This is a genomic window from Lysobacter brunescens, assembly GCF_042677005.1.
In the GTDB taxonomy this organism is placed as follows: Bacteria; Pseudomonadota; Gammaproteobacteria; order Xanthomonadales; family Xanthomonadaceae; genus Lysobacter_I; species Lysobacter_I brunescens.
The window spans coordinates 195,469-209,672 of sequence record NZ_JBHTIF010000005.1 but is presented as its reverse complement, the minus strand read 5'-3'; the positions used below and the strand labels follow the sequence as shown (position 1 = coordinate 209,672).

Annotated in this window: 11 protein-coding genes; 8 read left to right on the top strand and 3 right to left on the bottom strand. The window is 69.5% G+C overall.

Annotation, left to right across the window (positions count from 1 at the left end; genetic code table 11):
• Nucleotides 1-196: 196 nt before the first annotated feature.
• A complete protein-coding gene (locus ACFQ0E_RS17905) occupies nucleotides 197-2,323 on the top strand; it encodes a tetratricopeptide repeat protein (RefSeq protein ID WP_386826165.1) in 2,127 nt (708 codons plus the stop codon).
• A 66-nt stretch (nucleotides 2,324-2,389) separates the two neighbouring features.
• On the opposite strand, the gene ACFQ0E_RS17900 is transcribed toward ACFQ0E_RS17905, so the two are convergent.
• Nucleotides 2,390-2,794, bottom strand: a complete 405-nt coding sequence (locus tag ACFQ0E_RS17900) for a hypothetical protein (RefSeq protein ID WP_386826163.1) — start codon at nucleotides 2,792-2,794, stop codon at nucleotides 2,390-2,392.
• A 426-nt stretch (nucleotides 2,795-3,220) separates the two neighbouring features.
• Between ACFQ0E_RS17900 and ACFQ0E_RS17895 the strand changes: the two genes are divergently transcribed.
• From ACFQ0E_RS17895 to ACFQ0E_RS17885, 3 genes are all read left to right on the top strand, one after another.
• Nucleotides 3,221-3,490: a hypothetical protein gene (locus tag ACFQ0E_RS17895; protein WP_386826162.1), complete on the top strand. Its 270-nt coding sequence runs from the start codon at nucleotides 3,221-3,223 to the stop codon at nucleotides 3,488-3,490.
• A 100-nt stretch (nucleotides 3,491-3,590) separates the two neighbouring features.
• Nucleotides 3,591-5,741: a hypothetical protein gene (locus ACFQ0E_RS17890; RefSeq protein WP_386826160.1), complete on the top strand. Its 2,151-nt coding sequence runs from the start codon at nucleotides 3,591-3,593 to the stop codon at nucleotides 5,739-5,741.
• Between the two features lie 146 nt (nucleotides 5,742-5,887).
• Entirely contained in the window at nucleotides 5,888-8,071 is a 2,184-nt protein-coding gene (locus ACFQ0E_RS17885; protein WP_386826158.1) for a tetratricopeptide repeat protein, read from the top strand.
• 49 nt (nucleotides 8,072-8,120) lie between these two features.
• On the opposite strand, the gene ACFQ0E_RS17880 is transcribed toward ACFQ0E_RS17885, so the two are convergent.
• Nucleotides 8,121-8,612 carry a hypothetical protein gene (locus tag ACFQ0E_RS17880; RefSeq protein ID WP_386826156.1) on the bottom strand — a complete coding sequence of 164 codons (492 nt, stop codon included), beginning with the start codon at nucleotides 8,610-8,612 and terminating at the stop codon, nucleotides 8,121-8,123.
• 340 nt (nucleotides 8,613-8,952) lie between these two features.
• Here ACFQ0E_RS17880 and ACFQ0E_RS17875 point away from each other — a divergent pair, with 340 nt between their 5' ends.
• Both ACFQ0E_RS17875 and ACFQ0E_RS17870 read left to right on the top strand, forming a co-directional pair.
• Nucleotides 8,953-9,258 carry a hypothetical protein gene (locus tag ACFQ0E_RS17875; RefSeq protein ID WP_386826154.1) on the top strand — a complete coding sequence of 102 codons (306 nt, stop codon included), beginning with the start codon at nucleotides 8,953-8,955 and terminating at the stop codon, nucleotides 9,256-9,258.
• A 67-nt stretch (nucleotides 9,259-9,325) separates the two neighbouring features.
• Entirely contained in the window at nucleotides 9,326-9,685 is a 360-nt protein-coding gene (locus ACFQ0E_RS17870; RefSeq protein ID WP_386826153.1) for a hypothetical protein, read from the top strand.
• A 72-nt stretch (nucleotides 9,686-9,757) separates the two neighbouring features.
• Here ACFQ0E_RS17870 and ACFQ0E_RS17865 read toward each other — a convergent pair whose 3' ends face one another.
• The gene (locus tag ACFQ0E_RS17865) at nucleotides 9,758-11,728 is read right to left on the bottom strand and encodes an acetyl-CoA hydrolase/transferase C-terminal domain-containing protein (RefSeq protein WP_386826151.1); all 1,971 of its coding nucleotides are present in this window, start codon (nucleotides 11,726-11,728) and stop codon (nucleotides 9,758-9,760) included.
• Nucleotides 11,729-11,886: 158 nt separating this feature from the next.
• On the opposite strand from ACFQ0E_RS17865, the gene ACFQ0E_RS17860 reads away from it, so the two are divergent.
• Nucleotides 11,887-12,264, top strand: a complete 378-nt coding sequence (locus ACFQ0E_RS17860; RefSeq protein ID WP_386826150.1) for a BlaI/MecI/CopY family transcriptional regulator — start codon at nucleotides 11,887-11,889, stop codon at nucleotides 12,262-12,264.
• The gene (locus ACFQ0E_RS17855) at nucleotides 12,251-14,158 is read left to right on the top strand and encodes a M56 family metallopeptidase (protein WP_386826148.1); all 1,908 of its coding nucleotides are present in this window, start codon (nucleotides 12,251-12,253) and stop codon (nucleotides 14,156-14,158) included. Before ACFQ0E_RS17860 ends, ACFQ0E_RS17855 begins: the two co-directional genes overlap by 14 nt.
• Nucleotides 14,159-14,204: the final 46 nt, after the last annotated feature.

The following is a 14,204-nucleotide window of genomic DNA, read 5'->3' as shown; positions in this document are numbered from 1 at the left end:
ACGGAGGAGGGCGCCAGCTTAGGTGCGGGACGCACCATGGTCCATCGAGATCCGTCCACAATCCCGGGGACAAATCGGGGAACAATCCGTGCAAGTCATTGATCTTGCGGTCCGGGTCGAGGTGAACCCCGACGGATCCACCGCCAGAGGTGGCAGCCGGGGTCCAGGCCTGCCGGCTGTCTTACACTTGGCGCGGATGATCAGACCCTTTTGTTCCGCCCTCCTCGTGCTGATCGTCCTGCCGGGATGGCTGCACGACGCCCATGCGAACACGTCCGCAGGCTGTGCCGCGCCGTTGTCGCAGCAACTGCCGGCCGATCCCGGCCTCTGCCTCAGGCAAGCCGGTGTTGCCTTGCCGGTGTCGCCCGCAGAGCCCGCTTTCCGGGCCCTGGTCGAAAAGGCGGGGGAACGGATCGAAGCCGGTCGGTTCGACACCGCGCTCCGCGCGCTGGCCTGTGCCGAAGTGGTGGGCGGCGACGACCCGTCCCTGCGCAACGAACTGATGCGAAGCCACGGCAACCTGGAGTTCCGGCGCGAACGCACCCCCCAGGCCCTGCGCCATTTCGAGTGCGCGGCGGCGCTGGCGAAGGCGCGCGGTGTGCACAAGGACGAAGCGCGCGACCTGAACAATGTCGGGGTGGCCCTGCGACGGCTGGGCGATTACCAGGGCGCCCTGCGTGCGCTGACCCGCAGCCTCGAACTCAAGCGGATGACCGGCGATGTCGGAGGGGCGGTCTACAACAACCTGGCCGACGTCCATCGCGAGCTGGAAGACCCCGTCTCGGCGATGCGCCTCTACGGCGAGGCCCTCGCGGCGTTCCGCGCCAAGGGCGTGACCCTGCAGGCAGCGCACGTGCTGGAATCGATGGCTGAGCAGGCACTCGACTTGGGCGATGCCGCGCGCGCCGAGACCTGGCTGAAGGAGGCGCTGGCCACCTACCGCGAGCAGGAGAGCCGCGTCGGCGAACTCCGCGTCCACGACGGTCTGACCCGGGCGGCGCTTGCGCGTGGCGACCTCGCCGCGGCCCGGGACTGGACCCGGGCCGCGCTGGCGATCGCCTCGGAGCGCGACCTGCCGCTGCCGCTGGGCCTGCAGTTGCAGATCATCCGCACCGAACGTCTGTCCGGTGCGCCGGACCAGGCGGCCGCGCGGGCGCGCGAGGCGCTCGCGGCCTCGGCCGAGCATGACCCGGATCGGGTCGGGCTGTGGGAAGAGCTGGCGGCCGCGCAGATCGACGCCGGTCGCCATGCCGATGCGAACGACAGCCTGCGCCGCGCCCGCGTCGAAGCCGATGCGGTGTCCCGTGCGCAGCGCGACCGCCAGCTCGAATGGCTGCGGATCCGCTTCGAGACCGCCGAGCGCGATCGGGTGATCGCGGCGCTGGAACAGCGCAACCGCATCCGCACCCTGCAGCTGTGGGGCGTCGTGGTGTCCGTGCTCGCCCTCGGGCTGTGCGCATGGCTGGTGATGGAGCGGCGACGGCAGCGGCGGCGATTGATCGCCGAGGCGCGCAGGGTCCGCTGGGAGCAGGAACTCGACCGTTACCGGCGCGAGGCCGATGCCCTGGCCGAAGACCGCGCGCTGCTGCAGACGCTGCTCGACACGCGCGAAGAGGCCGCCTGCCTGCTGGATGCGGACGGGATCGTGCTGGCTGCCAATCGTGCGGCGTGTCGCCTGATCGGCGAGGAGGGCGAGGCGCTGGTCGGGCGGCCGGTGTCGTCCTGCCTCGAAGCGATCGGCGAGGCCGGCTTCGATGACGTGCTCGAACGCCTGGAAGACAGCGCGTCCTGCACCATCGAGGCGATGAGCGTGCACCGTACCGTGCTGCGCGCGCGGATGACGCCCTGGAGCGGCGGCAGTGGCCGCCTGGTGCTGGAATTGTCGGAGCCGGATGCCCCGGGCCCGGAGACCGCTTCCGTGCAAGGCGAGGCCGGGACGGCGCGCCTGGAAGCGCTCGGCGAGATTGTGGATGCGCCCGCGCGCGATGCGGAGATGCGCGATGCATTCCGCCGCGACCTGGTGGCCCTGATGCTCGGCGCGGTCGAGGCCTGGGAAAGCGCGACCGCGAGCAATCGCATCGAACTGGCCGAGAAGAGCCGGATCTGGCGGGTCAACATCGACGATGGCCGCCTGCGTGCCCGCGCGATGGAACGCTACCTCAGCCTGGCGAAGCTGCCGCGCAACCCCCGCTGGCGCGACGTGCTGCGGACCGCCTATTTCGTCCTGGGGCAGTGCACGACGATGCGCGAGGACGTCCGCATCCAGCTCCAGGCGCAGGTGGATGCGGTGCTGGCCTATACCCGCCGCGACGCCATGGTGTGACGCCGTGTGATGTGATGCCGTGATGTGATGCCACGGCGCTGGGCGCCGGTGGCGGCGTGCCGGCCCTCAGCGCTTGGGCTTGAGTCGTACGCAGACGACGCAGCTGCCTGCGACACCCTGGTCGATGCGGTAGGTCTCGTGGTGGTCTTTCGCGGCGTATTCGTCCGGGCCGGTGATGAACGGCATCGGCGTGTCCAGGTTCTTGCCGCCGTCCTGGGTCGCACAGTACATGCCCAGGGTGCCGGCGACCGCCGTCCAGTCGTCCTGCGGCTTGATCGCTTCGATGATCCCGCACTTGTCGACCAACGAACGCAGGGCCGGGCCGTCGAAGTCGAACTTGTTCACGATGACCGGCGTCGTGCCCGCCTCCACGCACCAGGTCTCCGGCAGGGTCTCGTGGGCGGACGCACTCGAAGCCGCCAGCAGGCAGGCGAACCAGACGGGGAGGCTTCTGCGAGGTGCGAATGACATGCGGGCGCTTCTCGTGTCACGGGGGAGGCGGCAGCTTATGCGCCCTTCGCGATCGTCCGCCAGCCATTTTGGTGGAACAAACCGGGAACGAACGGGCGCAAAGCATTGATTTACAATGGATTGTCGGCCTTGTCCGGCCAAGTGCGCGCCCCTGCCTTGGCGATCACGCCTGACGAGCCGCCTGGCGAGCCACCTGCCGCGCTTCGCTGCGCCGCCGGCCCGATGCGCCGACAGCGGCCGTGCCACCTGATGTCCCGATTCGTTCCCGGCGTGGCCCGGCTTCGTCCTTACCGCAGCGAGACGCGATGCCTACCGTGGTCGAGGGCCGGCGACATGCCGACCCACCACCGGCGAGGCCGCATGCATGGCCTCCCCGGACGATCGCCGGCAGCCCCGGCCCAGCCCTCTGCAACAGGATCACTCCCGATGAAGCCCAAGAAATCCATGCTCGCCCTCGGCGCACTGCTCGCCGGTTCCGTCTACGCCATCTCGGCGATCGCGCTGCCGGCCGGCGGCGAGAACGAAATCCTGTACTGGCAGTACTACACCAACGCCGCGATGACCCAGGAAGCCGGCGTCCGCGTGATCTCCAACGGCAGCGCCTGCGACGTGCAGCGCATCGACTACGGCTCGACCACGTCCTACCGCCGCCTGGTCCGCGAAGCCTGCCAGTCGATCGAGAACCCGGACTGGTAAGCCGTCGCGCGCCACTCCCGGCGGGCTGCGCGCGGCATCGCCGCAGCGCCCGCCGGGTTTCCGTTTGCTGCATCCGTTCATGACGCACAGGAGACGCACCATGACACTGGCATTACCCATCCCCCGAAGGTCGTGGCGCAGGCATTTCGCGCACACCACCTGCGCAGTGGCGATCGCCCTGCTGGGGATCACCGCGCTGCAGGCCCAGGCCGCAGGACCCGAGGCAAGGCAGCTGAGGGCCGCAGGCGAAACCGTGGATGATCCCAAGGAAGAGGGCGATCCCGCCCTCGGCTGGAGGCGCACGACCATCACGGCGATGGACGACGACACGGGCAAGGACTTCAGCACCGAGATCTACCAGATCACCGGCGAGCGGGGCGTCGCGCTGGCGCCGATCCCCGAGCAGATCCGCGAGGAGCTGATCACCGAGCTGGCCGCTGCGGAGAAAGGCGAGGACGTCACCTTCGCACTGAACGCACCGATCATGGACGAGATCCAGAAGTCGCTGGAACTGGGCGAACCGACCGATGCGCTGATCGCCTATTCGAAGCTGGATACGCTCGAATCCGATCCGAACGCCCGCGGCCCCTTCGGCAGCTGCAGCGACAAGACCTACAGCCGCAGCAAGACGTTCCAGTTCGCGACGCCGCTGAGCCACTCGACCAACCTGGGCAATGGCTTCACCGGCACCGTGTCGGTCACCGGTTCGAGCAGCGTGAACGCGATCGGCCAGGTCCAGGTCAACCTGAAGCGGACCAAGGTGTTCTGGGTCTGCATCCCGTACGGTGTCCGCATGGGCCACGTGCGCGCCACCGGCAACCTGTCGCTGGACGAGGAGATCACCCTCAACGGCACGATCAACTACGCGAACCCGAACCTGTTCGACTACCAGATCGCCAAGCCGAACCTCGGTGGATTCAGCTTCTGGATCGGCCCGATCCCGGTGTACATCGGTTTCAACCTGCCGATCACGGTCGGCGCCAAGCTCGAAGCCAGCGCAACGGCGCAGCTGCAGTACCGCGCGGGTCATCGCCTGTCCGGCAGCTTCGATTACCTGTGCACGACCAACAACTGCACGGGCTGGAACAACATCGTGCAGACCCAGACGAATCCGGTGAGCAACCCGGTCGGGCTCGGCGCCTCCGTTCGCGTCAAGCCCACCGTGTATGCCGACGTCGGCGTGCGCGGCTACCTGTACAGCGAAAGCGTCGCCTATGCCCAGGTCGGCGTGCGCGGCCTGCTGCACGGTGACTTGTGGGGCTATTACGGCAACACCTGCGGCGATGCGAACCAGGACGGCACCTTCGAAACGGTCAACGCGTTGACCTTCGACCTCGACTGGCAGCTCGCCATCACCGGCAAGGCCGACACCTTCTTCACCAGTGCCTGGCAGGGCACGATCTGGCAATCGCAGAAGTACCACATCGGCTTCTGGCTGCTCGACAGCGGCAGTGCGTTGACGCCGATGATCGAGCGCACGCGGGTCATGGGCGACCTCGGGACGAACGCGATCTTCCCGCAGAACACGCCGGTCAACTTCAAGCTGCGCATGCGTCCGTGCTGGCCGTATGCCGATGCGGTCGACTACTCGATGAACTGGGGCGATGGCGCGATCAGTGGCCACACCGGCGCGCCCGCCACGGCCAGCCACACCTGGAGCACGCAGGGCAATGCCAACCTCAGCCTGACGGCGTTCCGTGACGCGCACGGCCGCGTCTTCGGCAGCGGCCGCACGACCACCAAGGCTGCCAGCATCGTCTTCATTCCGGTCAACAAGGCGCCGACGGCGACCGCCTACGCGTCCAGCACGTACTGCGACCTCAGCGCTGCCCCGCTGATCGCCGCGCGCAAGCGCACGACGATGCGCATCACCGACGGTTCGCAGCTCACCTGCAATTCGCCGAAGTTCGTCCGCGACAGCAACCTGACCACCGCCTGGATGAACAGCGCGTGGATCACCGCTGCTGCACCGCAGTGGCTGGAACTGCGCTGGACCGCACCGGTGCCCGTGACCAGCATGAAGATCCACAGCGATGCGGGATGGGGCAATGGTCCGCTCGACTACGACATCGAATACTGGAACGGCAGCGTGTGGGTGAAGGTCGCCATCGTGCGCGGCAATACCGACAGCCTGATGGAACACACGTTCATGCCGAACCAGTTCCAGACTTCGAAGCTGCGCGTGCTCGTGTTCCAGGGACCTTTCGAGGAACCGGGCACGGTGCGGATCAACGAGATCGAGGTGTACTGATCCCGATGCCGGGAGGATGACAGGGACGTTGGCCAGGGATGGCCGGCACGGCCGGGCGGACGCAATGTCCGCCCGGCTTTCTGTCGTTTCCCCGCGCGCCCGCGATGGCGCGGAGGCGTCCCGGCCTTCGGGTACACTCGATCGCAATGAGCCGCTGCCCCCTGTTTCCGACGCTGGCATTGCTGTGGACGGCACTCTGCGCCGTTCCCGGTGCCGCGCTCGCTGCCGACGCCGGGGATGTGCGCTGCGATGCGATGCCGGCGCGCGCCTTGCCGGATCCGGCCGCCTGCCAGAGCCTGTCGGGTCTGCGCCTGGCTGCGGACGCGAGCGCCGACCAGCGTGCGGAGGCCCTGGTGGTGCTGGCGAAATCGCGTCGCAAGGCGGAGGACCATGCGGCGGCCGAAGAGGCGCTGGATTGCGCGGAGTCGGTGCTGGCAGGGCAGGGCGCCGCGAGCGCGCGTCATGCGCTGGTCCGCGAGCGCGGCAATCTGTCCTATGTCCTGGACAAGATGCCGGAAGCCAGGGCGCACCTGGAATGCGCGCTGTCGCTGGCCCGGGCGGCCGAGGATCGGGAGGCCATCGCCAGCGACATCAATGCCATCGGCACCACGCTGCGCCGTCTCGGCGACTACCAGGGCGCACTGCGCGCGTTCATGCGCAGCCTCGACATGCAGCGCGCGCAAGGCAAGGTCAGCGCGAGCCTGTACAACAACATCGCCGACGTCTACCGCGAACGGGGCGATCACGACGACGCGCTTCGCTACTACCGCGAGGCCCGTCGGATCTACCTCGACGACGGCAACCGCAGGCAGTCGGCGCATGTGCTGGAGAGCATGGCCGTGGTCGAAATGGCCAAGGGCCGGCCGCGCGAAGCGGCAGGCTCGCTGCAGGACGCGCTGGCGATCTATCGCGAGACCGGTCCGCACGAATACGAACTGCGCGCAACCGGCCGCCTGATCCAGGCCGCGCTCGCGCAGGGCGACATCGCCGCCGCGCAGCGCTGGAAGGCGTCCGGACTCGCCGTGGCGGCATCGTACGCGGACCCGCTGCCAGCGGTGTTCCAGTGGCAGGTGGCGCGGCTGGATCGGGTCTCCGGCGATCCCTCGGCTGCGGTCGTGCGCCTGCGCAGCGCCCTGCCGAACGTCGGCGAATACGAAACCGAGCATGTCGAACTGCTGCAGGAACTGGCCCAGGCGCAGGAAGCGTTGGGCGATCGCGTCGCCGCGCTCGACACCCTGCGCCGCGCGCATGCGTTGGCGCAGAAATCCGCCAAGGCCAAGTACGACACCGAACTGGGCTGGCTGCGGACGATGTTCGAGACCGCGGAGCGCGACCGCACCATCGCCCGGCTCGAAAGCGACAACCAGCGACGCCAGGCCGAAGTCCGCCAGCGCACCCTGCTGCTGTGGCTGACCGTGGCGATCGCGGTGGCGACGATGCTCGGCGGCTGGCTGATGCTGCAGCGCAGGCGCCAGCGCGAGCGCCTGGTCGAAGCGGCGCGGCTGGCGCGCAAGGAGGAAGCGCTGGTGCGCTACCGCCGCGAAACCAGTGCGCTGGCCGAGGACCGGCAACTGCTGCAGGCCTTGCTCGACAGTCGCGAGGATGCGGTCTGCCTGCTCGATGCCGAAGGCGTGGTGCTGGCCGCGAACCGCGCCGCGTGCATCGCGCTCTGCGTCGAATCCCGTGGGCTCGTCGGCGCGCCGCTGTCGGAACGCTTGCCGAGCGGCGAGGGCGATCCGCTGCGCGCCGCACTCGAGCGCATGGAAGATGCGACGGACCAGCAGCTCGACCTGGTTCTCGACGATGCCCGGCGCCTGCGCGCCCGGCTCAGCCAGTGGCCGCAGGGCGACGGCCTGATCGTCTGCGAACTGTCCGTGCCCGCGAACGCCGAAACGATCGATGCGCCACCTACTCCCGCAGCGCCCGAGCGTGAGGCATCGACCGAACCGGACGAGGCCGTGGACACGGCTGCCTCAGAAGGCGCATCGATGCACGACTCCCGCGTCCGCGAGGAGTTCCGCCGCTCACTCGTCGAACTGATGCTGTCTTCCCTCGAAGCCTGGGAGCGCGCCACCGGCACCGGGCGCCTGGAACTGGCCGAGAAGAGCCGCATCTGGCGCGTCGCGGTCGACGACGGTCGCGTCCGCGCCCGCGCCATGGAACGCTATCTCGGCCTCGCGCGCCTGCCGCAGAACCCGCGTTGGCGCGACGTGGTGCGCACCGGCTACTACGTGCTGGAACACTGCGCGATGGAGCCCGAAGTGCGCGAGCGCCTGCAGCGCCAGGTCGACGCGGTGCTGGCCTACACCCGGCGCAACGCGCTGGTCTGATCGTCCCCCGCCGGGCGCATGCCGGCGCCGGTTCCCGCTGGCCGCGCGATCAGCGCGTCCTGACCTGCGTGCCGGACGGCAACGGTGTCGCGATCGCGCGGCACGCCACGACATCGCCGGCCAGCCCCTGGCTGAAGCGGTACTGGTCATGGTGGTCGAGGATGCCGTTGACCGGTTTCAGGTCGACGTTGAGATTGAAGGTGAGGGGCGATCTCACCACCGGCATCGGCGACTCGCTCAGCGAGGTGGTCGTGCGCAGCAGGCTGCCCAGCGCGAACTCGTGCGCCATCTGGTTCGCCCAGTACCACTCGTCGATGATCCCGCAGGTCTTGAGGGTGTTGCAGGCGCTGCCCAGCACCGAGCCGTCGGCCAGGCGCTGGTTGCGGTACTCGACCAGCTGCCGTTCGCTGAACGAGAACTGCCGGAGGACCACCTGCTGGGTCCCCGTCGGACACCAGGTCTTGGGCACGGTGTCGTGCGCGGAGGCCGTCGATGCGGCCAGCAGGCAGAGCAGGAACGACAGAGGGGAAACGTGGCGCATGGTCTCTCGATCCGGTGAGCGTTGTGGACCCACAGTCTAGGACCATGCCGGGTTGCCGGGTCACCGCGCGTCGGGGAGAACATGGGGTGAAATCCGCGCCAAGTGCTTGATCTTCCGTTCGATCCGGTGTCGGTGGCGCGTCGGACGCTTCGGAAAACGCCCTGCCGACGCCCCGCGGATGCCCCCGCTTCGCACTGTCTGCGGCGCGCCGCCGTCCCTAGCCTGATCCGGTGCCGCCCTGCATCGCAGGCAGGTTCGCTCCGAACGCATCGTCGCCCCGCCTGCCGTCCGGGTGTCGTCGCCGCACGCCTCCGACCACGGCAGCTTTCCAGGAGTCCCGATGAAGTCCATCCTCGCCGCCCTCGTCCTCACCTTGTCGATCGCCGCCGCGTCCGCACCGGCCTCCGCTGCCCGGATCGGCGCCGGCACCCTCGATCCGGTCGGCCCGACGCCCTACGTGCCCGGCGTCTGGCGCGCGAAGGTCCGCTACGTGAACGTGACCACGCGCCCCGACGGCACCGTGTCGTCGTACAGCTACATCAACATCACCGCCGACTCGCAGGTCTACTGCGAAGGCCAGCTGGCCAGCCTCACCGGCACGCCCGGCGTCACGGTCGTGGACTGGTGCTGGTTCGACGCCTACTGACGCGCCTTCGGCGTGTGCCGGGCCGCAGGGAAGCGGCCGATCTTCTTCCACCCTCACAGGTCATGCCATGAAACACATTCTCGCCCTGGCGGTGATCGCCGCATCCGCCGCGACGGTGCCGGCAACGTTCGCCACCGGTCCGCAATGGACCGCGCTCATCGCCTACGACGATGGCGGCGTCGCACCGCAGATGCTGCCCATCGCCGCCGACTCGGAAGCCGACTGCCTCGCGGCGGTGTCCTCGTATCGCGGCGCGGAGGTGATCGAGCCTTGCCAGCCCACGGCTTCCGCGATCACCGATCCGAACGATGCCAACCGCACGTCGAAGACGCCCAGGCCGAAGCAACCGCGAAACCCCGATCCGGCGCCGACTGGCAACGGCAGCAGCGGTGGTGGTGGTGGTGGCGGCGGAGGCAGTGGTTGGTAATACGTTGTCGGTGTCGCTCTCGCGATGCCACATCGATGACGTGCCCATGATCGGGAGCGTGCGCCATGTGCATCAACGCACGGATCGCAGTGCCAGCGCCACCAGCTTCGCGTACAGCGCCTCGCCCATGCCCGTGGGCGAGGCGTAACCCATGCGGGCCAGGGCTTCGATGTCCTCCGGCGATGCTGCTTTCTCCGCGAACAGCGCCCGTGCGATCGTCTTCAGCTTCGCGCCGCGCGTGGCGGTATTCGCCTTCAGCCAGCCCAGCGCCTTCACCAGGCGCTGTTCCACCGGCGTGAAATCGCTGCCCAGCGGATAGTCGGGCAGGGTGCCGTCGGCGCGGAACGGCGCGAGCGCGGCGCGCAGGCGCTCCGGCGTGTTGTGCGCCAGCGCGCGCGGATCGGGTGCCGGGCTGTCGACCTTGCCGTGTTCGTGCGCGGTGCGCAGCAGGGCCGCCTGGAAACGCGCGTCCGCGATCCCGGCCATCGTCCGCACGCAGTCCTCGTCGCAGGCGCCGCGCAGGTCGGCGATGCCGTACTCGCTGACATACAGGTCGCGCAGGTGGCGCGGGATGGTGGTGTGCCCGTAGTTCCACAGGATGCTGGAGATCGCCGGCAGCCCCGGCTCCTCGCGCGTGGCGCGCAGCATCAGCGCCGAGCGCGCGCAGGGCAGGGCATGTGCCATCGCCACGAAGTTGTACTGGCCGCCCACGCCGGACACCACGCGGCCGTCGGCCAGCGCGTCCGACACCGCCGCGCCCAGCGCGGTGGCCATCATGCAGGTGTTGAAGAAGCGCGACTCGCGGCGCTGCACGCGTTCCAGCGATTCGCGTCCGCCGTACAGCTCGTTCACCTCGCTCACGCGGCGCATGCCGATGCTGCGCCGCGCGTCCTCGTCGAGGGTGCGCAGCCAGTCGTAGAAATCGTGCGAACCGAGGTAGAAGGCGCCGTGCAGGTATTCGCCTTCGCGATCGAGCCGTGCGAGGTCGGCCTCGCTGGCGCTGCCGTCGCCGACGCGCCGCATCAGCGCTTCGTCGTCCACGACCTTGCGCCGGATCACCCCCGCCTGCACCAGCGCGCGGAAGCCTTCGTTGATCATCTCGCTGCAGCCGTACAGGCCCTGCTCGAACGGGCCCAGTCCGCCGCTGGCGATCACCGCCGGATGGCGCTCGATCTCGGGATCCAGCGCCTGCAGCACGCGCCGGTACGTCGCGTTGTCGGTGTGGCGCAGCACCAGCGCATGCGACAGCGCATCGGCCAGCGCGCCGATGCCGATCTGCAGCGTGCCGCCGTCGCGCACCAGCGTGCTGGCATGGAAACCGATCGCGTACTCGGCATCGGCCACCGGCTGGCGCGGCAGCGCGAACAGCTTCGGATACGGTCCCGGCGGCGTGACCACCAGGTCGAAGTAGGACGCGTCGACCGACGCGCCGTTCTCGATCCACGGCAATTCCGGATCGATTTCCGCGACCAGCAGCGGCCGCGGCAGCCCGCGCGCGACGATCGCGTCGACCGCATCGAAGGTCAGGTCGGTGTTCGACGACAGCGACAGGCGGCTGCCATCGGCGTTCGAGGCCACCTTCTGCACGAACACGTTCGCGCCGCGATCGGCCACGGCGCGTGCGACGTGGGTGTAGTTGAGGCTGGCGTAGCGGCGCTGCGCCTGGCGCGAACGCAGCATCGCGCCGGACTGCATGTAGAACTCCTCCACCTCGATGTGCGCCGGCAGCGCGTCGCGGCGGATCGCCGTCACGTACTGCAGCCGGGGGAAGTCGTCGCCGAAGTGGCGCGACAGGAAGGGCGCGAGGAAGCGTCGCTGCAGGTCGTTGGCCGGTGACGGCGGGTCCAGCGACAGCGCGGTGTACAGGTGCAGCGGTCGCGACGGGTCGCATTCGCAGCGCGCGTACAGGGCGTTGAGCAGCCGGTGCGGCTTGCCGATGCCCAGCGGCGCCGCGACGCGCAGCGGGCCGTCGATGCTGGCGAGAAGGGTCTCGACGGCGTCGTCGAGGCTGTCGAGGCGGGGCGGGGTGGTCTGCGGGTCCATGCCGACATCATCGCGGACTTCGCCGGTGGCGTCCTGCGTCCGGTCAAAAGCGCGCGCCGACGGGCCGGACCGATGGCCGCCGACGAGCGGTATTGACTCGATCGTTTACGCGTGTAATCTGCAATTCAATTACACGCGTAAACGATCCCGGGACGACCATGCAGATCAGCGAAGCCGAATCCGCCGTGATGGAAGTGCTGTGGCAGCGCAGCCCGCAGACCTCGGAGGAGGTGTTCGCCGCGCTCGCCGGCCGCCAGGACTGGCAGGAAGCCACGGTGAAGACCCTGCTCAACCGCCTGCTCAACAAGGGCGCGATCGAGGCCGAGAAGGATGGTCGCCGCTATCTCTATTCGCCGAAGCTGCGCCGCGAGGACTGGGTGATGGGCGAGAGCGAAAGCCTGCTCGCGCGCCTGTTCGATGGCCGCGTCGCACCGCTGGTCGCGCACTTCAGCGAGCACCGCAAGCTCAGCGCCGCCGACGTGGCGGAACTGCGCAGGCTGGTCGACAGCCTGGAGGGTCACGATGAGCCGCGTTGATCTCCTCGATGCCTTTGGTGGCGCGACGCTGGCGCTGAGCCTCGCCGTCGTCCTCGCCTTCCTGTTGTCCCGCTGGCTGCGCCCGCGCTTCGGCGCCGGCGTCGCCTACGCCGCCTGGTGGCTGGTGCCGGCATCGTTGCTGGCGTTGCTGCTGCCGGCGCCGGTCGCGGAGTTGCCGGAAGCGCCCGTCATGCCGATGGCGATGCCGGTCGCTGCCGCGACCACGACGGTGGCGCCGGTGGCGACGTTCGATCCGACGCCCTGGCTCGCCGCGCTGTGGCTGCTCGGCGCGCTGGCGATGGCGCTGCGCCTGTGGTGGCTGCAGCGTCGCTTCGAGCGCGGCCTCGGCCGCTTGCGTCCGCTGCGCGACGACCTGTGGAAGGCGCAGGCCAGCCTCGGCTTGCCCGCGCTGCTGGGCGTGGTGCGCGCGCGCATCGTGCTGCCCGACGATTTCCAGCTGCGCTACGACGCCCGCGAGCGCCAGCTGATGCTCGCGCACGAACGCACGCACCGGCGGCGCGGCGACCACCTGGCGAACTTCGCCGTGGCCGCGCTGCGCTGCGTGTTCTGGTTCAACCCGCTGGTGCACCTGGCGGCCCGATCCTTTCGCCACGATCAGGAACTCGCCTGCGACCAGGCGGTGATCGCGGCACACCCCGATTCGCGACGCGCGTACGGCGAAGCGATGCTCAAGACCCTCATGGCAGACCGGCAGGCGCCGCTGGGCTGTCACTGGGGGTTCTCCCATCCCATGAAGGAGCGAGTCATGCAACTCACATCCCCGATGCCGCGTCCGTGGACGCGGCGCATCGGCGCCGTCACTGTCGCGCTGCTTGCGCTGGGCACCGGTTTCGCGGTCTGGTCCGCGCAGCCGGCACAGCCCGCGCAGCCCGCCGTCGCCACGCCCGCGACCGCGACCGCCGCATCTGCGGCATCCGCCCAGGCGCTCGACCTCTATTCCATCGCCTTCGACATCAAGACCGATGAACAGCCAGCGACGCGCATCGATGCCGGCGGCCGGTTCGATTCGCCCCTGGACATCAGGTATCGCGACGGGCGAGGCAACGAGCTCTCCATCGGCGGCCGCATCCGTCGCCAGGGCGCGGACCGTTTCGATGTCGCCCTGGTGCTGCAGCGGAACGGCACATCGATCGGCGAGCCGAGGCTGGTTCTGGTACGCGACACACCCGGTACGGTGAGCATCGGCAAGCAGGATGCCGATGGCCGTCTGGATGGCATCGAACTGTCGATGCGCGTCGATGATCGCGGAACGCCCCCGCACATCCTCAAGATGTTGAACGCGCTGCCGACCACAGCCGTCGCGCCGCCGGCGCCCCCGTCGCCGCCCGCGCCGCCCGCACCGCCCGCACCGCCCGCACCGGTGTCGGCCGTTGCACCTCCCGCACCTCCGGCCCCGCCGTCTCCCCCCGAGCCGCCTTCGCCGCCGGCGCCGCCGGCAGCGATGGCGCCGATCTCGGCCGAACATGCGAAACAGGCCGCGCGTGCGCAGGCCGCGAAAGCCGAGCAGGCACGTGCAGTGGCGATCGAGGCGCAGGCTGCGGCCGCGCGCCATGCGGAACGCGCGAAGACCGATGCCGAGGCCGGCAAGGCGGCCGCACAGGAAGCCGCACGGGCCGCCGCCGCTGCACGCGACGCCGAGGAAGCGGCGCGCGTTGCGAAGGCCATCGCCTTCACGGTCGATTCCGAGACCGCCGAACGCGAGCATGCCCGGTTCGCCGCGATGAGCCCGGAGCAACGCATGGCCGAACTGGAGGCGATCAAGCAGCGCGTCGAACGCCGGCGCGACCAGCTGCGCGCGCTCGCCGCTGCGAAGGCGGCCCGCGAAGCAGCGCAAGCCACGCAAGCTGTCGCGCCGACGCCGACCGCGAACTGAGTCATCCCTGGACGCTGCGCCGCCCTGTCGCAGGGCGGCGGTGCGA